Genomic DNA, 18,770 nt, shown 5'->3' with positions numbered 1-18,770 from the left:
GGCAGCTAGTGCCCAACCGCCGGCGTCGCGGTGGAAGTCCTCAGCCGTTGATGACCTGGGGGATGCCGAGGGCTTTGAGGCCTTCGACGCCGAACTCGAGGCCGTAGCCGGACTGTTTGGCGCCGCCGAAGGGGATGCGGGGGTCCACGGCGCCGTGTTTATTGATCCACACCGTGCCGGCCTGGATGCGGCCGGCGACTTCGCGGGCGGCGGCGAGGTCGGAGGACCAGACGGAGGCACCGAGGCCGACGTCGAGCCCGTTGGCCATTTCCACTGCTTCGTCAACGGTGCTGTAGCGGATGATGGGCAGCGCGGGGCCGAACTGTTCCTCGGCGACCAGCGGGTTATCGTTGTCGATGTCCGCCACCAGGGTGGTGGGGTAGAAGTAGCCGGGCTGGCTGGTATCCGGGTTTCCGCCCAGCAGCACACGGGCGCCGGAGTCCTTCGCTGCCTGCACCAGGTTCGCAACGACGTCGTACTGTGCCTTGTTCTGCAGCGGGCCCAGGACGTTGTTCTCATCCAGGCCGTGGCCCATGGGCATGGCTTTGGCCACGGTGGTGAGTTCCTCGCAGACGGCGTCGTAGATGTCCTCGTGGACGTAGAGGCGCTTCAGCGCGGCACAGGTTTGGCCGGTGTTGATGAAGGCGCCCCAAAACAGGTCTTCGGCGATGGCCTTGGGGTCGGCGTCGGGCAGGACGATGCCGGCGTCGTTCCCGCCGAGCTCCAGGGTGAGCCGCTTGACGGTGTCCGCGGATGATTTGATGATGGCGCGGCCGGCGGCGGTGGAGCCGGTGAACATGATCTTGCCGATCGCGGGGTGGTCGGTCAGGCGTGCGCCCACCTCGCGGCCGCAGGAAACGACCGACAGGATGTCCTCGGGAAGTTCCTCGTTCAGGACTTTCACCAGCGCCAGGACGGAGAGCGGGGTGTTGCCGGAGGGCTTGACGACGACGGCGTTGCCCATGCGCAGGGCGGGGGCGATCTGCCAGATGGCGATCATCATGGGCCAGTTCCACGGGCCGATGGCGGCAACGACGCCGATGGGCTTGTAGTTCAGCTCGGCCCGGGTCTCGCCGTCGTCCACAACCATTTCAGGTTCCAGGCGAATGGTGGCCGCGGCGCGCAACCATGCCGCGCAGGCACCCACCTCGAAGCGGGCGTTCGGGCCGTTCAGTGGTTTGCCCTGCTCGCGGGAGAGAATGTGGGCGAGCTCCTCGGCGGAGCGTTCGACGGCGTCGGCCGCCTTGAGGAGCGCGGCGGACCGGGCCTCGTGGCCCAGTGCTGCCCACGCCGGCTGGGCAGCCTGCGCACCGGCGACTGTCTGCTCAAGGTACCCAAGGTCATGAATGGGCGCCTCACCGACGATCTCACCGGTGGCAGGGTCAAGGATGGTGCGGGTCCTGCCGGAGACGGCGGTGACCTCGTCAAGCAATGATTCGTACGTTTTCATTTCGCTACTCCTCTTCGAGCAATTGTGGGTACTGTCCTGACCGTTAGTGCTTCTGGAAGTCCTGCGGATATTCGGTGGTGTTCAGGACGCTGAGCCGGGAGTTGAAGGGCAGGATGACAGGTTCGGCTGCAGGATCGTCCCACCCGAACATCCGGCCGATGGAGCGCTGCTCGCGCAGGTCCACCAGCAGCACGGCTTCGACGCACATGACCTTTTCGGTCCAGAAGAAGATGAAGAGGTCCTCTGCTACTTCCCAGGTCATGCAGCGGTCGGTGTCCGCCAGCCCTGCCTCGCCGCCGCGGATGCAGTTCCAGGTGAAGGTGCCCGGGTTCAGGTAGATGTGTTCGTACGTTTCGATATCGCTGTAGCGGTAGTAGATCCGCTTGCCAACTAGAGCCGTGGAGCGCTGGTGGCGTACGGAGGACCCCTCGGTGTTGGCCTGGCTGAAATCGGTGGTGCTCCGCGTCCTGCCATCCACAGTGACAAAGCGGGAAACGCCGGTTGTTGTGGCCCCCGTGGTGCGGTCGGCGATGATGGTGACGTTTTCTGCGGCGGAACCTTCGCCCCGGATGAAGTCAATGATGAAGATGCCGGGCCGGGCTTCGATCGCCTTGTAGCCCGCCGTTCCGCTGGTCGTGTCCCCAGCGCGGCTAACGGTCCACGCCAGCGAAGACTCATCGTCAAAAACGTACTCGGCCTGGGAGCCGTCCTCGCCCGGGAGGCTCAGTGTGGTGCCGGCCAGGGCGGGGGAGGCGGGCAGGGTCTGATCGCCGAAACCTTCAAGCATGGCCGAGACAGGGGGCCACTGATCTTCGGGGATGTAGTCCTGGATGTGAGCTGAAGTCATGTTCTTGTTCCTTGTTCTTTTGCTGCTGGTTTGTGCTGGTGAGGTGGAGGTTTGGGTCAGCCGATGACTGCCGCGAAATTGATGGACGGCTTTTGTGCGCCCCGGGCGACCCCGGCCACGAAGAAGAGGGGGATGCCGAGCAGGAGCCACCGGGCCACGCCGCCCGCTCCTCCGAGCAATGCGTCGTAGTTGTCCAGCGTCAGGTATCCGATGACGATGAAGGCCAGGAAAGACAGGGACGGTGCAATGACGGTGACCCAGAGGTTGTCCCGGATCCGGTTCCTGGCGAAGAAGACGACGATTGCCGCTGAGGTCACCAGCAGGATGGTGATGAAGCCTGCCGTGCCAAGGGCCACGAACCAGGCAAAGACGGTTGTAATGGGGTCGGCGCCTGCGAGCAGGAAGATACTGATGATCGCCAGGAGGACGAGGCCGTTGACGAGCCCTGCGAAGTGCGGGGCGCCGGTCTTGGAGACGGAGGACAGCTTGGCCGGCAGGGCTCCGGCACGGCCGAGGGAAAACAGGTACCGGGAGAACATGTTGGCCAGGCCCAGGAGCATCGCCAGGAAGCTCGTGACAACGAGGATCTGCATGGTCAGGTTCAGCCAATAGCCTGCGCTGGCTTCGGCGAGATCGAAGACCATTCCTGCGGGGTTTTCGGCGGCGACGGTTTGGATGTTGTCGATGCCGATGGCTCCGCTGATGGCCCAGGTGGAGATGGTGTAGAAGATGCCAATGAAGGCGATCACAAAGTAGGCGGCCCGGGGAATGGTGCGCCGCGGGTTCTTTGCCTCCTCGGCGAAGACGACGGTGGCTTCGAAGCTGGTGAAGCAGGCGAAGGCAAACAGCAGGGAAATGCCCAGGCCGGGACCGAAGACACTGGATGGGGTGAACCCTTCAAAGGTGAAGATGCCTAGCCCCTTCTGCGCAATCAGGGACACCACGAGGGCTGCTACCGCAAAGGCTTCGCCAAGGATGAGAACTCCCAGCACCTTCAGGCTCGCATCGACGCCCCGCATCGTCAGGCCCGTCACCACAGCGAGCAATACAGCAATCCAGAAGTAGACCGGCAGGCTGATACCCGTCAGGCCTTCGACCAGCAACTGTGCAAAAACGCCGAACTGGGACCACAGCCCAACTTGAAGGCTCAGGTAGGTCAGGATGGCGATCCCGGCCCCGCCGGTAGCCCACTTGTTGCCCAGTCCCTTGGCCATATAGGCGACAAAGCCGCCCGCGTTGGTGATGTGCTGGCTCATCCTCAGGTATCCGACGGAGAAGAGAGCAACCAGCAGCGCAGCAATCACGTAAATGACCGGTGTTCCCGGGCCGCTGGCCGAAAACAGTACCGGGCTGGCTCCCACCACCGCAGCCATGGGGGCTGCTGCGGCAATGGCAAAGAATGCAATGGCGATGACGCCGAGCTTGTTCGGCCTCAGCCGTGGGGAGGAGGAGGCAGGAGCTGGATCCTCTTGCACTGGGCGTGTAGAGATTCCGACTGGTTCTTGATTCATCCGTTGGCTCTTTCAGAAGTGTGCAAGGCGCAAGGCCTGCGCAGAAGTATTGGAAGGTCCCTGCTGGCACGCGACGGTGCGCTCCATGGGAAAGGAAATCTGCTCGAGCTGGCTGTACACATTGCGTGATATCAGCCACATTCCAGAACTATACATTTGTTTAGTTCTGGCTGTCAATGCTTTTTCCGGAGCCGACCAGGAGGGCTAGACTCGGTGCATGAACCAGCCGTCAACCCGCTTGCCCTATGGAGACGGGCGCGATGCCTTGCTGTCCGCGGTGATTGACGTCGTCGGAGAAAAGGGTCTGCGGGGTGTTACGTACCGGGCCGTTGCGTCGCGGGCAGGAGTGAACCACACCCTTGTCACGCACCACTTCGGCTCTATCGAGGGTCTTCTTGCCGCCACCATGGAGTGGGCCATCCAGCGGTCCATCGAGGAGACCGGCCTGGAAAAGATCGCGGACTTTGACGAGAGCTTCGCCGATTCACTTCTCGAAACTGTGTCGAAGGAACCGGAGCTGCAGCTGTTCCAGTTCGAGATGCTTCTCGAATCCCGGCGCAACCCCGAGGTGCGGGCATTGGTGGAACGGCTTTACGCGAACTACATGAGCACCGTTGAAGATGCCCTGAGGCAACGGGGCCTCAACGTGGACAACGGTGCCGCCTTGGCCATCTTTGCTGCCCTGGACGGCCTTATGCTGCAATTCCTCACCATCAGCGACCCCCAACGGATCAAGGCCGCCGTCATCCAGGTGGGCAAGCTTGTCGCAACTCTGGAGAGCACAAGCGAAAGCCCCGGCAGCAGCAGCCCCCTCCCGGTTCAATAACGACGGCTGATCGCCAGATAGCTGCGCAGGAGCCTTTTGTTATCACCGCAACGGTTCGGCGCCAATCGTGCCGCCGCCGGATCCTAACGCGCCCGGCAGCCCCACAATTTAAGGATCCAGCTCGGACCCTGAGGAGGGTGTGATGCGCAGCCCGGCCGCCTCAGTCGCGGTTTTTCCCACAGCCATACTGATGGCGCTACTGTTCACGGGCTGCGGCCCGCAGGCGGGACCGACGACGACGTCGAGTCCCAGCCCCACCGTCACCTCCACCACGGCCACCGCGACGGCCACCGGGACAACAACTGCGACGCCGACGGCGACAGGCTCGCCGAGCACCACCGGCACGGCATCGGCGTCGGAAGCCTGGACAAGCTACACCACGGCGGACGGCCAGCTGATGTTCGAGCACCCGGCCGCCTGGAGCGTCAGGGACCCCGCCGGGGAGCTTCCCGAGGGCGGAGGCGCGTTCGCCGAGGTGACCAATGAGGCCGGCCAGCCGCTGGCGACGCTCCGGACCAACATGGCCGTCGGGTCCACGTGCATGGACCGGTACCCGTACGCCGTGCTGGATTCCCAAGAGTTGCCGGACCTGATGCAGGGCGAGGGGACCCCGCGGTTCGCTTACGAGACCCGCGGGAATGACGCGACCCCAGGGCCGGCGGATACGCCCGCGGCGGCCTACGGCATCACCTCGGTCCCGGCACCGACCGGAGACTCTGCGTCGTGCATCTTCCACTTCTTCAACTGGCCGCCCACTGCTGCCATGTTCGGCGCCTTCTTCAACCCGGAGAACAACGTAACGCCGGGGGCCGCGTCCCTGCCCTATCTGGAGCAGGCCAGGAAGTACAAGGAAACGGCGGAGTACGCGGACATCCGGCGGATGATCACGTCACTGCGGCCGGCGGGGTGATGCCGGTGGTGATGCGAGCGGGTGATGCGAACGGCGCTCAAGATTCACTCAAGAATCCTGGGAAGCGGGCGGATTCAGGTTCGGAGGAGGTGAACAGCCGGTAAATTGTTCTCGGCTTCCCCGTTTCCCAAGAACTGGTGGCCCCCGGAAGCCCCCACGCTGGAGTTTGACTCGCGTGGGGGCTTCCACCCGGAACGTCATGCTACGGCCGTCGTGCGACTCGGAAGGACAGGCGCCAGGTTATCCACTGTCAGAGACCTTGGCGCGTACGAATCAGAAGCCGTAGGGTCCGAATCGTGCGATGGCGACAGCAGCAGCAAGGATGCCCAGGATTGCGTTGACGATGACGTTGGTCTTTTCGCCGCGTCGGGCGTGGGTAATGGCTGCACCGACCATAAGGACGAAGAGCCCGGCGGCAGCCAGGGGAACCAGTACGGTAGCGATGTTGAGAAGCGCAGGGAGGACAAGTCCCAGCGCCGCAAGGACTTCCAGCCGGCCGATGCCCTTGACGGTTCCGTCGGAGAAGTCCTCAGCCCATCCCTGGCCGGAGGCGGCCAGCTTTGCCTTGGGCTGGGCGATTTTCATGGTTCCGGCGGCCAGGAAAAGTAGTGCAAGAAGTGCTGTGACGATCCAGAGGGTGATGTTCATGGTGTTGTACTTTCTCGAGGAATGATTGGTGCTCAGGAAGGGGAGTTAGGCGCCTGCTGTGTGGCCGCCGTCGGCGAGGATTTCGCGGACCATGGGGACCACCTTGCTGCCGTAGAGTTCCACGGCTTTCAGCCGGGCGCTGATGGGTTGGGCTCCAGAGGTGTAGATAAGGTCAAACCGCCCGATGTCCAGGGCTGCCACCGCGCGGGCGATCTTCTTGGCTACTGTTTCCGGGGAACCGATGTACATGGAGCCGTGCTCAATCTCCGCTTCGAACTCTTCGCGGCGCACCGGCGGCCACCCCCGGAGTGCTCCGATGCGGTCCCGGACCACTTTGTAATGTGGCCAGAACACCTCCTTGGCCTCGTTATCGGTGTCTGCAATGAAACCGGGGGAGTGCATCCCTACAGGCCAGGCCGTGTTTCCGAATTCTGCGGATGCCCGCTTGTAGAGGTCGATGAAGGGCGTGAACCGCTCCGGCTGGCCGCCGATGATGGCGAGCATCAGGGGGAACCCGTATTTCGCCGTCCGGACTACTGACTCGGGTGTGCCTCCCACGCCCACCCAGGTCTTGAGGCCGTTTTCCGTCTTCGGGTACACATCGGCGTCAACCAATGGTGCCCGCATGGTGCCGTTCCAGGTGACCGGTTTCTCCTTAAGGAGTTGTGCGAAGAGTTCGATCTTCTCTTCAAACAGGACGTTGTAGTCCTTGAGGTCGTAGCCGAAGAGCGGGAAGGATTCCGTAAAGGATCCCCTTCCGAGAATGACTTCGGCCCGGCCGTTGGACAGGGCGTCCACGGTGGCAAACCGCTGGAAAACCCGCACCGGATCGTCGGAGCTGAGGACTGTTACGCCCGATCCCAAGCGGATCCGGGATGTCACTGTGGCCATGCCGGCCAATACTGTCTCCGGTGTTGACACGGAATATTCGGGGCGGTGGTGTTCCCCCACCGTGAAGACGTCCACGCCGAGTTGATCGGCAATGACGGCCTCGTCTACCAACTGCCGGATGGCCCTGGCCTGGCTGACGGGCACGCCGGCGTCGTCCAGCGGGACATCGCCAAAGGTATCCAAACCAAAGATCACGCTCATCACTGCCTTAATTGATACGTCAATTACTTAATTGACGCGTCAATCATCACCCGGCTATGGTTGACATGTCAAGCAAGGAGAAAATGTCATGGAGCACAGCAGCGAAACGGGACGACGGAGCCCCACTGCGGACGAGCTGGCCATCTGGCGCTCGTACGTGGAGACGAGCGAGGAGATCCGGCAGGCGATGGCGGCAGGACTGCAGGCCACGTCTGGGATTTCCCCAGGGGACTACGCCGTTCTTCTGGCGCTGAGCGAGGCGGACGAAAACAGGTTGAGGTCATCAGCGCTTGCCGAGGGCATCGGCTGGGAGCGGAGCAGGCTCTCCCATCACCTGGGGCGCATGGAAAGCCGCGGCCTCATCTGCCGGAAAAAGTCCGACAATGACAGCCGCGGGGCAGTGGTGGAACTAAATGATGAAGGCGCACGCATCTTCCGGGCATCGTCCGCCCCGCACCTTCGCCTCATCCGCCAGCTGTTTATCGAGGCACTGACTCCGGAGGACCTGGAAGAGCTTGACAGGATTGTGGGCAAGCTGAGGCAACACCTGAAGGAGGAAGCTGGCCTGGAGGCCCCAAGCTGAGGGCTGCCGCCAGCGGCCTGACCCGCGCATAACCCGGTGCCGGACTCCGTTAGGGTTGATGCGTGCGAGCCATTCTTCAGCGGGTCACCCGAGCCGAGGTCACTGTCGACGGCGAAACGGTGGGTTCCATTGACCGCCCGGGACTCGTTGTCCTGGCCGGCGCCACCCACACGGACACCATGGACGATGCGGCGGCCCTCGCCGCCAAGATCTGGACTTTGCGGATCCTTGACGGCGAGAAGTCGTGTGCCGACCAGAACGGGCCCCTTTTGGTGGTCAGCCAGTTCACGCTGTACGCGGACACACGGCGGGGAAGGCGCCCGTCCTGGTCGGACGCGGCGCCGGCGGACACCAGCGAGCCCTTGATTGACCACCTGGTCGCTTCCCTGCGCGGCCTTGGGGCGGAGGTGTCCACCGGGCGGTTCGGGGCAATGATGCAACTGTCCCTGGTCAATGACGGACCGTTCACGATCAGCCTCGACACCGCCGATTTTTCAGCTCCCCGCCGCGGTTGAGAGCGGTGGGCCGGATACCGACCCGCGGTGACGTCCGGAAGTTCCTGACGTCTGGTGGGGTGTAGTCAGCTTGATGGCGCTGGGTATCTTGCCAACGTCTCGATAGGCTGAGGAGCATGCGACGATGCTTTCGTCCGTGACCTGCGGGAGCCTTAGAGGACGACTAGTGGTGGACCCTATGCACATGGAAACTATTCACCACCCGGCAGATACTCACGTTGGTGGACGCCAGGCAGGTACTGACAAATGAGAGTGGGACTCCGGCTGCAGGGAACCAGCTGCCGGACTGTTGTGCTGGACGGGCGGACTGTAGTTTCCGCCGGTCGGGAGGTGCACGCGGGCAGCTTGTCGGAAGCGTTGGAAACGTCCTTGTCAGGGCTCCGTCGGGAGTTCGGCCCAGGCATAACGGAGATCACCGCCGACGTCGGGCGGGTCCTGGTGGAGCGGAAACTGTCCGACGTCGTCGCCATCCGCATTTCGCCCCGTCCCCCCGCGGACGCCTTCCACACGACCGTGCTGCCACCCCTTGTTGAGCCGGCAGTGACCCGGACAGTTCATGTCCGCGGGGGTCACGACCTGCGGGGACGGCCCCTGGCCCGGTTGGACATGGAGGGGTTCCTGGCCGATCTCCCCGGCATCCTCGCCGGTGACGTACGGAACGTGGCGATCACTTCCGTCGGTTCGACGGCGTCAAAGAACCATGAAACGCGCACAGCCGATGCCATCCTCAGCAACGACAGAGATATGCGGATCAGTATTTCCAGTGACTTCTATTCCAGCGTTTTCCGCGATCGCGACTACACCGCCATCCTTAACAGTGCCCTGATGCAGACGGGGGAAGAACTGGCTGTCATGCTTGAGGCGGCAGGCCGGAGCCAGTTCCCGGCCGCCCTCTTATCGTTTGCAAAGAACGACGGCGGCCGCGCACCTCTGTCCCGGCTGGCTTTGGCGCCGGTGCACGGGTTGCGCGCCGAGCCCGCGATGGGAATCCTTGGCGCCGCCACGTTAGCGGGAATCACCGAGGGGGAGGTCATTCTCTCCATGGAGGCTGGGGTCATGGTGGGGCACATCCATGGAGGCCTGCCTGTCACCAGAAGCCTCATTCGCCAAGGATTTGAAGCGAGCCTCGCCAGCAACGCCGCCATTCTGGAGCCATACACCGCCCACCATTCGGTTCGCGCAGACATCACCTCTGTGATTGCCGACCTCCGCGACCGGCAGGAGGCTGCTCTGCCCTTCGGGCTGGTGCCCACTCTGCCGGCGGCCAAGGACGTCGCGCTGATGGGATCTGCCGCCGCGCCGCTGACAGCCTGGATCGACCGGCTGGAGACCGTCAGCGGGCGGGTCGACCTAAAACGAGTACAGAACCTCGCCGAAGACGACGCCCACTCAGCGGCCGTCCAGTTAGGCGCCACCCCCGGGCAAACCCACATCATTGAATCGAACGTCTATGCCATGCCCTATGGCAACCCCGGAATCGTTCGAATCCGGGTCCAAGCGGCAGGAGAAACGTCCGCCAACGAGGAACACGTGCTGCCCACAGCCGCGCGGGGAGCCACCCCATGAGCACCGTACTCACTACCGAGGACGTCCAGAACCTCCGCACCGGGGCCCACTTCCTGACCTGCACCATCGACCCGACGGCTATCTACATCTACGCAGAAATGATCCAACGGGCTATGCAGGACCGGGCATTGGAACTCATCACCGTCGACGAGCTTGCTCCCGACGATCTGGTGGTGGCGGTCGGAATGGTAACGCAGGGGCTTTTCATCGCCGACATGCCTCCCGTGGGCGATGAGTTCCTCGGTTGCATCCGTGCCATCGAGGCCAGTCTCGGCCGGCCGGTGCGGGCGATTTATTCGCTCGCTGCCGCCAACATCAACGGAATCGTCCCTCTCATGGTTGGGCTGCAGTCCTCACTGCCCGTCATCGATGCCGACCCCATGGGCCGCGTCTTCCCCTTGATCAGCCAAACGACGCTGAACATTGGAAACGTGGCGATCGGCCCTATCGCGCTCATGGGGGTAACCGGGGAACGGGCGGTGATAGAGGTCGAAAGCGCCCAGCGGGCCGAAACGCTGGTGCGTGCACTAGTGACCGAACTCGGCGGCTGGGCAGCCACCGCCATGTATCCGTGTTCCGCACAACAGCTGATGGAGCATGGCGTCCATGGCTCCATCAGCCGAATGATCCGGATCGGACAAATCCTCAACGCGGGCACCCCCGTTGAGAGAAAGCTGCTGTTGCTCGCCGATCTCCTCGGCAGCACCCGCATCGCCCGGGCCCGCGTGAGCCACATCGAAAGCCTCTCCCGGCCCACAGACCTCGGTCTGCCGGCGCAGCCGTCCAGCCTAACGCTGGAAGACGAAACCACCGGACGCATCGTCCGTCTTGAAATTCAGAATGAGATCCTGCTGGTCCTCGTGGACGGTGCGGTAACAGCAGCCGTCCCGGACATGGTGACGCTGCTCAATTCCGTGCAGGGCACGGTGGTCAACATCGACGACGTCCAGGTGGGCGACGTCATGGACATCGTGAAGATCACGGCAGCGGCGCAGTGGTACACGGAGGCGGGGCTTGATCTCACCGAGCCAAAGGCCTTTGGCATTCCGATCGTGCACCCAAGGCGGCGACATGCGTAGATCGAAAAATGAAAACCGGCTCGATGTCACCGGTCTATTAGCGCACGGCTCCCTCCGTGGCACCTCGCCGCTGTATCTCACTCCATCCAGCGGGTTGATTGAAAGTGTCGTTCTCGTCTCCCAGCTTGAGGCAATCCGGCAGGTGCGGCCCAATACTGTGGTCGTCCTCTCCTCAGAGATGGGATCCGGGGGTTGGCTGGTGTCCGCGGCTCTGCGACAGGCCTGGGAGCGGAGGGCCAGCGCCGTCGTCGTGACCGGCAGCGCTTATGCAAGCGCGGCGGTCGGACTGGCGGAGCGGTTGGGCATCACCCTGCTGGCCACTGACGGGGACCCCGCTGCGCTTGCCCTGGCACTGGCGGCCGAGATCGGAGCGGCCCTGTCAGTGGTGGATGCGGAACTGGCCAGGGTCGCCCGGGCAGTCGCAAAGGACGCCACGCTCGGTGACGTCCTCAAGACCATTTCCAGAGAGCTGGACGGGGTCGGAGTTTCGCTGGAGTACGACGGCGTGGTTCTGGCCTCCGCTGGAATGCCTCCACGGGAGACTGACGAAGTCATCGTCATGGAAGTCGGCGAGGCCAATAGCTCCGTCCGGTTCACCCTCACGGCCCGCGTGCCCACTTCCGGCGTCCACAACCTGCGGCTGGTGCGGTCAGTCCTTGAGGTGGCCACCCCCGCGGTGAAGGCTGCCTGGCTGTTGGAGGACCTGCTCAGCAATGCCCGGGCCGTTCCCACAGCAGCGATCGCCGGGTTGGATCAGGACCCTGACGCGTCAGGCCCGGAATTCGAGGAAAAACACCGACATCTGCTGAACCAGTTGGGCTGGCGCGCAGGGGAGCCGTACATGGCCGTCTGGTTCCGCAGCGGGCAGGTGCAAGACCATCGGCCCGAGCTGACCGCCGTGTTGCGCCTGCTCTGGCGCAAGGTCACAGTACGCAGCCCCTTGGCCGAGGTTCAAGGTGGCTGGCTGACGCTCGTACCGGCCGGGGATCAGGATGCCTCGACCCAGCTCGAAACCCGAATCAGGACACGTCTGGGGCCATCTCTTGCCGAGCTTGGCTTGATGGCGGGGTTGTCGCGATGGCAGGAGGATGCCCCGGCGCTGGCGTTGATCGTGCGTGAGGCGCGGTTGGCTTCTGAATCCGCCCGGTCAACGGGGCCCGGCACGGTTCTAGGCTTCGCCGGCCTCGGGGTGGTCGCGGCCACGACATTCGTCGACATGGACGCCGTCGCGCTCGTGGCCGAACTAACACTGCCGCGGCTGATGGCCTCCCCTGACCGCGACGTGATTATTACCGCCCTGGCCGCCTTCCTCGATCACCGCGGCTCAGTCAGCCTCGCTGCGAAATCCCTCAACCTGCACCGGAACACCCTGCAGGCCCGGCTTAACCGGGCAAGGGAACTCGGTGTCCCGCTTGATATCCCCGCTGAGCTGCTGTCCGTCCACCTCATCGCCAACGTGCTGCGGCGATCTATGCCAGACAAAACGAGTTCCGAAGACCCCCTCGAAAACCAGAAAGGACTCCCCTGAAGGCGCGGTCCATGCCCGCGCCAGGCGCCGGTCCGTGTCCGCCGGTCTGTCCACGGACACGGATCCAGGCGCGCGGGCTAACTTATTTCGACGACAATCTTCCCTGACTGTTCGTTCGATTCCATATAGCGGTAAGCGTCAAGCACTTCGTCGAAAGCAAAGACCCTGTCGACTCTGGGCCGCAGGGCGCCGGAGCGAATCCGCTCGAGGATGAAGTCGATACCTCGCCTCCGCTCATCGGCCCGTCCAACGTGGTTGAACATTGAGTACGGGTGGAAAACCGATTGGGTTCTGCACATAGCGGCCATAGGGATCACGGGCTGCAAATCGCTCAATGTTCCGTAGCCGAAAACGACGGCGTTGGGTGCGAGGTGATCGACGTAGGCGCCCAGGGATTCTCCTCCGACAGGATCGAAAGCGACCCGAACGCCTTTGCCATTGGTGGTGCGGTCGATGACCTCGCCGAGGTCATCGACTCCCACGAGGGCTACTTCGTCTGCGCCGGCCTCAAGGAGGAGCGATCGCTTCTTATCGGAGCGTGTCGTCGCGATCACCTTCGCCCCCAGCGCGCGTGCGATCTCGATGGCGCCAAGCCCGGCTGAACTGGCGGCGGCAGTGACGAGCACTGTGTCTTCGCTTCCGAGATTGGCTACTTCTGCGAAGGCGAAGTACGACGTGAGATATTGCATCCAAACAGAGCAGGCCTGGGCATCCGAAAGTTCCGGTGGGGCAAGGGTGAGGTAGTCTGCCGGTAGGACGGCTGTTGTTCCCTGCACGCCGTCGGTTGCGGTGAAGAAGGGAATGCTCGTGACGCGGTCGCCGATGTTGAATGCGGTGACGTTCGCGCCGATCTCGGTGACGGTTCCCACTGCCTCGGACCCGATGCGCGAGGGAAACACCGGGACGGTGTAGTGCTCTCCGTGGATGAACATTAGATCTGCCCGGTTGAGTGCGAAGGCTGCGACGTTGATGCGTACATCGTTTTCGGCGACTTGACGTGGAGAGGCAGCTTCGACGGCCAGCACTTCGGTGCCGCCTATTTCGCGGAAGACAACCGCGGATTCCGGCCTGCTCATACCTGGACCATCGAGAGGTTGGGCGTGAGGGGGGACAGCAGTCCGATAGGGACCTGGTAAACGTGCGTCACTATGGGGTTGATGCATAGGGTCTTTCTGAACATCGCCGTACCTCCGTTTATGCGTAGTGCCATATGGTCTGATTTTGATCGGGTTAGCCGGCGCAGGTACCGCCGGGGTTAAAGGAAGGACGCGGTTACTCGTCCCCGCATTGCTGGTGAGCTGCAAGGGCTCCCTCGCCTGCCTCGATCACGGGATGTCAAGGCAAGCGAGGGTATCGGGGTAACCTCCGGCCAAAGAGGCCCCAGGGGTGGAGGCGCTCTGCGGCGCGCAAGCAGTCGGCCTGACGAGCGGGAAATGTATTAGGCGGACACCGCGGTCATGGACACCAAGTGCTTTGGCTCGAGAGCCGGGAAGAACCGCTGGCGTTCCTGGGTGGTGGGCCCGTCGTAGCCCAGGCGCTTGCTGTGCGTCCAACCAAACCGACGGACCGAGTCGACGAGCTGCTCGGCGTGTTTCAGCGGGGCCACAGTCGCGTCGATCACGGGTACGCCAATTTCGTCTTGAACCGTTCGGAAGAATCCGAATTCGGCCGTGCAGCCGAGGATGACGACGTCTGCACCGTCCTCCTCCACGGCCTTGCGGGCTTCGGTCATGATCCGCTTCTCCGTGAGTGCCGGGTCCTTTTGGAAGTCATCGACGCCCATCTCGAGCACGCGCCACGAGGCAAGACGTTCTGATGCGCCACAACGATGGACATTCTCGGACATCTCGGGAATCCACTTTTTCCGTCCGACCAGGATGGAGAAGCGCTCGCCCAGACTCCCGGCGATGCTCAGCGCTGAGTGCGCCGGGCCTACAACCACCATGCGATCAGTGATTTCGCGTGCCGCCCGCAGCGCCGGGTCGTAAAAACAACCGATGACGGCGGCGTCATAGCCTTCTTCTTCCGCCCACCGCACCGTGCGCAACAGCTGTGGAAGCATGAGCGCTTCGAAAGCGTTGTATTCAACGTGGGAGGGGCCCTCTCCGTCAAGGGAGACGACATCAACTTCGGTGCCGGGACGGACTATCTGGCGAAAGGAGTCCGCCATCGCACGGTTGTACACATCGGCGTAGAGGGGGTTGATCCACAGGATCCGGGCATTCTCCGACAGAGCATCGAAATTGTCGTTAGTGGTGATCATTCCAATTCACTTCCTTCTGTTTCGGGCAAGAACAGGCCGAGGACGACCGTGACAAACAAGAACGCGTTGATAAACAGAATTGTCGACGTTGCTCCCGTGGCGGAGGCGAGGAGGAACCCGACGAGGCTCGGCGCGATAGTGTTCGCAACCCGCTGGCCGAAAATCCCGAGGCCGAAGCCCGAGCCACGCATGGCGGAGGGGTACAGCTCGCCCATCCACGTGTCCCAAACGCCCCAGGCTCCCATAGCAAAGAAGGCCAGGGAGAACATGCCGATATACATCTCGGTTTCAGTTGAGGCTGTCGCGAAGAAGAAGCCGCCGCCGGCTGCCGCGAGAACGTAGCCGGTAAAGATCCATTTGCGGCCAAAACGTCCGGTCAGGTAGGAGGCTGTCATATAGCCGGGGATCATGAGGACCGCGCTCAGGGCGATAAAGGAAAGGCTTGATGAGGCGCTCAGTCCTCTCCCTTCAAGCAACGTTGGCATCCACGATTGAAGTCCCCAGTAGCCCCAGGAGAACGTGAAGTTGATGAGGACCTGGATGACCGTGATCCGGCCCATCTTGCCCCTGAAGAGGCTCCAGAAGGTCTGCCTCTTGTCCACCGAGACCGTGAGAATGGTGCTGCGGGAGATGTCTTGTGCGCCGAGACGTTCGAGGACATCGTGCGCGTCTTCGTTCCGGCCCCGCCTCGCAAGCCAGTACGGGGATTCCGGAACGACCTTGTACACAACGATGCCCCATAGGCTGGCGAGTGCGCTGACAGCAACGACCCAACGCCAACCGTGCCCTCCAATCAGGGCGGTAGTTCCGAGGGCGGCAAGGATGCCAATAGGCCACCCCGCAGCGAGATAGACCGACGCCTTTCCGCGGACCTTGACCGGGAGGAGTTCTTCAAAGTACGGGAAGGTCACAGTGAAGACGCCGGAGAACAAAAACCCGGAGAGGAAGCGGGCTATCGCGAGGGTCTCGAAGTTCGGCGCGAAGCTGCTCAGCAGTGTGATGACGCCGTAGCCGGCGAAACTCCACGCGCACGTCGCTTTCCGGCCGATCCGGTCGGAGATGGGGCCCCATAGGAGAGATCCGGGGATCATGCCGAGGAAGAGTGCCGAGATGGCGATTCCCACCTGGGTCGCACCGACCTGCAGGCTGGTCGCCAGATCACCGGCGACGTAAGTGAGGATGAGCATCTCCCAGGCTTCAATCGCGAAAGCGAAGAAGAGGACGGCACCGATTTTGAAGTGAATGGACCCGAATGGCATGTCGCGGAACGCATGCCCGACGGCCAAGGAGCGAGGTGGGCTCGCCGTCCCGGGCGCTTGCCCTGAAATGAGTGGGTCGATACTTGACACGTTTTGACCTCCGATATTTTGGACAGGATAAGAAGTACACGCAGGGTTTCTGTGCACGGAGAACAGCCCGGATATCAAGGAATCCACCTCGGAGCAGCTATCCAAGCCTCCACTCGGAGTAGCTGGTCCTAGCCTCCCGCCGAGTGATTGACCTCACACTACAAACGGTGCGCGCCCCGATGGTGTTCACTTTGCACTTATTTGATTTGCCTGTTTGGGCGTAAAGCACTGCTCTTCTAAAAGCGCACGTCTCTGCGCAGGTCAAAAGCATTTTCTTGATCTGGGGATATCAGGCAGATTCCCGATCCACCGCTGCCAGGCCCTTCATGGCTGGCGCCAGCCATGCAGTAGCCTCACGCCCATTCTTTGGAGCCCGCAGGCCCCGACAATTCCGGTGCACGCGCAAACCTGTTATGCACTCTGCCCGTCCGACTGCAGCCGAACCGTGCACTATGCCCACCACCTCGGTCGGCCCCATATGTAGCGTGATCTTCCACACACAGAGTTCCATTCCAGAACCCTTTCCATTCCAGAACTATGAGGAGATACACATGCCGAACTACAGGGTGTCGATGGATATCGGCGGAACCTTCACGGACATTGTGGCGTACGACCAGGACGCCGGAACCTACGCGGCTACGAAGGCGTCCACTACGCCGGGGAACCTGAGTGCCGGCGTCATCGCAGGCCTCGAATCGATAGTTGAGGATCTCTCTGACATCGATTTCCTGGTCCACGGCACCACCCAGGGCCTGAATGCGTTCCTGGAACGTCGTGGGGTTCCCGTGCTACTGCTGGCCACGGCCGGCATCGAAGATACCTATCACATTGCCCGAGGCCCCCGTCTTGAGCTCTACAATGCCCAGTACCGCAAGCCTGCCCCGCTGGTCGAGCGCAAGGACGTCATCGGCGTCGGTGGCAGGTTGGACAGTCAAGGCCAGGAACTCGTGCCCTTGGATGAACTGGCAGTCCGCCAGGCAGCGCGCCGGGCAGTGGATGAGGGGTACGGCGCCGTCGCCGTTGCGTTCCTGTTCAGCTACAAGAACCACTCGCATGAACTCAGGGCCCGCGAAATCCTGATCGAGGAACTCGGGGAAGACTTCACAGTCTCCCTTTCGCACGAAGCAGCCAAGGAATGGCGCGAATACGAGCGCACGTCCTCCGCCGTCGTGGAGGCCTATACGGGGCCGGTTGTACGCAATTACCTTTTGGACTTGGAAGAGAAGCTCGCCGACCGGGGAGTGGAAGCCCCGCTGCACATCATGCAGTCCTCAGGCGGCGTCCTTACAGCCGAGTCCGCCCGCAAGCGGCCGCTGCAGACGCTACTTTCCGGCCCCGTCGGCGGTGCCATGGGCGATGTCGAACTGGCGGGTGTCTCGGGCAACCGCAACCTCATCGGTGTGGACATGGGCGGTACATCCTTTGACGTTTCCTTGGTGGTTGACGGCAAGCCGGACGTCTCCACGGAGGCCCACCTTGAAGGTCTGCCGATGCTCATGAGCGTTGTCAATATCCACACCGTCGGCGCTGGCGGCGGCTCCGTCGCTTGGCTCGAAGCCGGGGGCCTCCGGGTTGGACCGCGTTCCGCAGGAGCCAATCCCGGACCGGCCTGCTACGGCCGCGGCGGGACGGAACCCACAGTTACCGACGCCAACCTGGTGCTCGGCCGTGTCGATCCGGACTGGTTCGCCGGAGGACAGGTCGCCTTGGACCGTGAAGCCGCGATAACAGCCCTGAAAACAGTAGGTGACCAACTCGGGCTGGATCCCATCGCCATGGCCGAAGGCATTTGCGACGTCGCCAACTCACAGATGGCGCAGGCCATCCGGACCATCACCATCTCCCGCGGCATCGAACCCCGCGACTTCTCCCTCGTAGCCTTCGGCGGAGCCGGACCCATGCACGCCGTCTTCCTTGCTAAGGAACTTGGCATCCCGGAAACGATCGTTCCGCGCTTCCCCGGCGCTTTCTCCGCCTGGGGCATGCTGCAAACCAACATCCGCAAGGACTTCTCCGAACCCTACTTCTACCTCGACGAAGACATCGATGTGGCAGACATGGCCGGCATCCTGCGCTCGATGGAAGTCGACGGTTTGTCCTCTCTGGTCTCGGAAGGAGTCCCGGAGGAAAGCCGCGCCACGACGGCGTCCGTGGACGTCCGCTACCAATCGCAGGAGTTCTCCCTGAACGTTCCCCTGACATCCGCTGACGAACCCGAGTCTCCCGACTTCATCGCGAACCTCGCTGTCCGCTTTTCCGCGATGTACCACGAGCGCTACGGCCACTCCAACCTCGGCGCCCCGATCGAAATCGTCACACTGCGCACCCAGGCCGTCGGCGACCTGGGACGACTGGAAGCTCCCAGTCACGCCACCGCACAGGACCCGGAGTTCAAGCACGAAACCCGCCGCGTGGTCTTTGACCACGTCGAGCACGACACCACCATAGTCCGCCGGGATGACCTCGGGGCCGGCCACACTTTCGAAGGACCCGCCATCATCGTGGAGCAGACCGCCACCACCGTGGTTCCACCCGGGTTCAACGTCGAGGTCGACGAGTTCGGCTCCCTGGTCATCCGTTCTGAAAACGTCGAAGGAAACTGA

General features: G+C 62.8%; 16 protein-coding genes. 8 read left to right on the top strand and 8 right to left on the bottom strand.

All coding sequences use genetic code 11. The features are described from left to right. Positions 1–40: 40 nt before the first annotated feature. From F8G81_RS20845 to F8G81_RS20835, 3 genes are read right to left on the bottom strand one after another with little or no spacing between them, the layout of a single operon-like run. Positions 41–1,450, bottom strand: coding sequence for an aldehyde dehydrogenase family protein (locus F8G81_RS20845; protein WP_267276535.1), 1,410 nt, complete (start codon positions 1,448–1,450; stop codon positions 41–43). A gap of 43 nt (positions 1,451–1,493) precedes the next feature. Next, complete coding sequence (locus F8G81_RS20840; RefSeq protein WP_267276534.1) at positions 1,494–2,297, bottom strand: MoaF C-terminal domain-containing protein; 804 nt, start codon at positions 2,295–2,297, stop codon at positions 1,494–1,496. A 56-nt stretch (positions 2,298–2,353) separates the two neighbouring features. Continuing rightward, entirely contained in the window at positions 2,354–3,772 is a 1,419-nt protein-coding gene (locus F8G81_RS20835) for an APC family permease (RefSeq protein WP_267276533.1), read from the bottom strand. 253 nt (positions 3,773–4,025) lie between these two features. On the opposite strand from F8G81_RS20835, the gene F8G81_RS20830 reads away from it, so the two are divergent. After that, positions 4,026–4,634, top strand: coding sequence for a TetR/AcrR family transcriptional regulator (locus F8G81_RS20830; protein ID WP_267276532.1), 609 nt, complete (start codon positions 4,026–4,028; stop codon positions 4,632–4,634). Positions 4,635–4,776: 142 nt separating this feature from the next. After that, positions 4,777–5,544 carry a hypothetical protein gene (locus F8G81_RS20825; RefSeq protein WP_267276531.1) on the top strand — a complete coding sequence of 256 codons (768 nt, stop codon included), beginning with the start codon at positions 4,777–4,779 and terminating at the stop codon, positions 5,542–5,544. 273 nt (positions 5,545–5,817) lie between these two features. On the opposite strand, the gene F8G81_RS20820 is transcribed toward F8G81_RS20825, so the two are convergent. Beyond that, positions 5,818–6,192 carry a DoxX family protein gene (locus F8G81_RS20820; RefSeq protein WP_267276530.1) on the bottom strand — a complete coding sequence of 125 codons (375 nt, stop codon included), beginning with the start codon at positions 6,190–6,192 and terminating at the stop codon, positions 5,818–5,820. Positions 6,193–6,237: 45 nt separating this feature from the next. Further along, a complete protein-coding gene (locus F8G81_RS20815; RefSeq protein ID WP_416377072.1) occupies positions 6,238–7,284 on the bottom strand; it encodes an LLM class flavin-dependent oxidoreductase in 1,047 nt (348 codons plus the stop codon). A gap of 88 nt (positions 7,285–7,372) precedes the next feature. Between F8G81_RS20815 and F8G81_RS20810 the strand changes: the two genes are divergently transcribed. From F8G81_RS20810 to F8G81_RS20790, 5 genes are all read left to right on the top strand, one after another. Continuing rightward, a complete protein-coding gene (locus tag F8G81_RS20810; protein ID WP_267276528.1) occupies positions 7,373–7,867 on the top strand; it encodes a MarR family winged helix-turn-helix transcriptional regulator in 495 nt (164 codons plus the stop codon). A gap of 62 nt (positions 7,868–7,929) precedes the next feature. Continuing rightward, the gene (dtd, locus tag F8G81_RS20805; RefSeq protein WP_267276527.1) at positions 7,930–8,382 is read left to right on the top strand and encodes a D-aminoacyl-tRNA deacylase; all 453 of its coding nucleotides are present in this window, start codon (positions 7,930–7,932) and stop codon (positions 8,380–8,382) included. A 369-nt stretch (positions 8,383–8,751) separates the two neighbouring features. Beyond that, positions 8,752–9,948 carry a methylhydantoinase gene (locus tag F8G81_RS20800; protein ID WP_267276526.1) on the top strand — a complete coding sequence of 399 codons (1,197 nt, stop codon included), beginning with the start codon at positions 8,752–8,754 and terminating at the stop codon, positions 9,946–9,948. Continuing rightward, the gene (locus F8G81_RS20795) at positions 9,945–11,027 is read left to right on the top strand and encodes a DUF917 domain-containing protein (protein WP_267276525.1); all 1,083 of its coding nucleotides are present in this window, start codon (positions 9,945–9,947) and stop codon (positions 11,025–11,027) included. The genes F8G81_RS20800 and F8G81_RS20795 overlap by 4 nt, the downstream gene beginning before the upstream one ends. Then, positions 11,020–12,555 (top strand): PucR family transcriptional regulator, encoded by a 1,536-nt coding sequence (locus F8G81_RS20790; RefSeq protein WP_267276524.1) that lies wholly within the window; start codon positions 11,020–11,022, stop codon positions 12,553–12,555. Before F8G81_RS20795 ends, F8G81_RS20790 begins: the two co-directional genes overlap by 8 nt. A gap of 77 nt (positions 12,556–12,632) precedes the next feature. Here the strand turns inward: F8G81_RS20790 and F8G81_RS20785 are convergent, their stop codons facing one another. The 3 genes from F8G81_RS20785 to F8G81_RS20775 all read right to left on the bottom strand — a co-directional run bounded on the left by F8G81_RS20785 (position 12,633) and on the right by F8G81_RS20775 (position 16,167). Beyond that, positions 12,633–13,631, bottom strand: a complete 999-nt coding sequence (locus F8G81_RS20785; protein WP_267276523.1) for a zinc-dependent alcohol dehydrogenase family protein — start codon at positions 13,629–13,631, stop codon at positions 12,633–12,635. 362 nt (positions 13,632–13,993) lie between these two features. After that, a complete protein-coding gene (locus F8G81_RS20780) occupies positions 13,994–14,818 on the bottom strand; it encodes an aspartate/glutamate racemase family protein (RefSeq protein WP_267276522.1) in 825 nt (274 codons plus the stop codon). Beyond that, positions 14,815–16,167 carry an MFS transporter gene (locus F8G81_RS20775; protein ID WP_267276521.1) on the bottom strand — a complete coding sequence of 451 codons (1,353 nt, stop codon included), beginning with the start codon at positions 16,165–16,167 and terminating at the stop codon, positions 14,815–14,817. The genes F8G81_RS20780 and F8G81_RS20775 overlap by 4 nt, the downstream gene beginning before the upstream one ends. A gap of 551 nt (positions 16,168–16,718) precedes the next feature. On the opposite strand from F8G81_RS20775, the gene F8G81_RS20770 reads away from it, so the two are divergent. After that, a complete protein-coding gene (locus F8G81_RS20770) occupies positions 16,719–18,770 on the top strand; it encodes a hydantoinase/oxoprolinase family protein (RefSeq protein WP_267276520.1) in 2,052 nt (683 codons plus the stop codon).

It is taken from the genome of Arthrobacter sp. CDRTa11 (genome assembly GCF_026427775.1).
Classification (GTDB): domain Bacteria; phylum Actinomycetota; class Actinomycetes; order Actinomycetales; family Micrococcaceae; genus Arthrobacter.
This window is presented reverse-complemented; position numbering and strand designations above follow the sequence as displayed.

Excerpts from the sequence above, each read along its gene's own strand:
- F8G81_RS20845 (WP_267276535.1), bottom strand. The coding sequence starts at position 1,450 with ATGAAAACGTACGAATCATTGCTTGACGAGGTCACCGCCGTCTCCGGC.
- F8G81_RS20840 (WP_267276534.1), bottom strand. The coding sequence starts at position 2,297 with ATGACTTCAGCTCACATCCAGGACTACATCCCCGAAGATCAGTGGCCC.
- F8G81_RS20830 (WP_267276532.1), top strand. The coding sequence starts at position 4,026 with ATGAACCAGCCGTCAACCCGCTTGCCCTATGGAGACGGGCGCGATGCC.
- F8G81_RS20825 (WP_267276531.1), top strand. The coding sequence starts at position 4,777 with ATGCGCAGCCCGGCCGCCTCAGTCGCGGTTTTTCCCACAGCCATACTG.
- F8G81_RS20820 (WP_267276530.1), bottom strand. The coding sequence starts at position 6,192 with ATGAACATCACCCTCTGGATCGTCACAGCACTTCTTGCACTACTTTTC.
- F8G81_RS20815 (WP_416377072.1), bottom strand. The coding sequence starts at position 7,284 with ATGAGCGTGATCTTTGGTTTGGATACCTTTGGCGATGTCCCGCTGGAC.
- F8G81_RS20810 (WP_267276528.1), top strand. The coding sequence starts at position 7,373 with ATGGAGCACAGCAGCGAAACGGGACGACGGAGCCCCACTGCGGACGAG.
- F8G81_RS20795 (WP_267276525.1), top strand. The coding sequence starts at position 9,945 with ATGAGCACCGTACTCACTACCGAGGACGTCCAGAACCTCCGCACCGGG.
- F8G81_RS20790 (WP_267276524.1), top strand. The coding sequence starts at position 11,020 with ATGCGTAGATCGAAAAATGAAAACCGGCTCGATGTCACCGGTCTATTA.
- F8G81_RS20785 (WP_267276523.1), bottom strand. The coding sequence starts at position 13,631 with ATGAGCAGGCCGGAATCCGCGGTTGTCTTCCGCGAAATAGGCGGCACC.
- F8G81_RS20780 (WP_267276522.1), bottom strand. The coding sequence starts at position 14,818 with ATGATCACCACTAACGACAATTTCGATGCTCTGTCGGAGAATGCCCGG.
- F8G81_RS20770 (WP_267276520.1), top strand. The coding sequence starts at position 16,719 with ATGCCGAACTACAGGGTGTCGATGGATATCGGCGGAACCTTCACGGAC.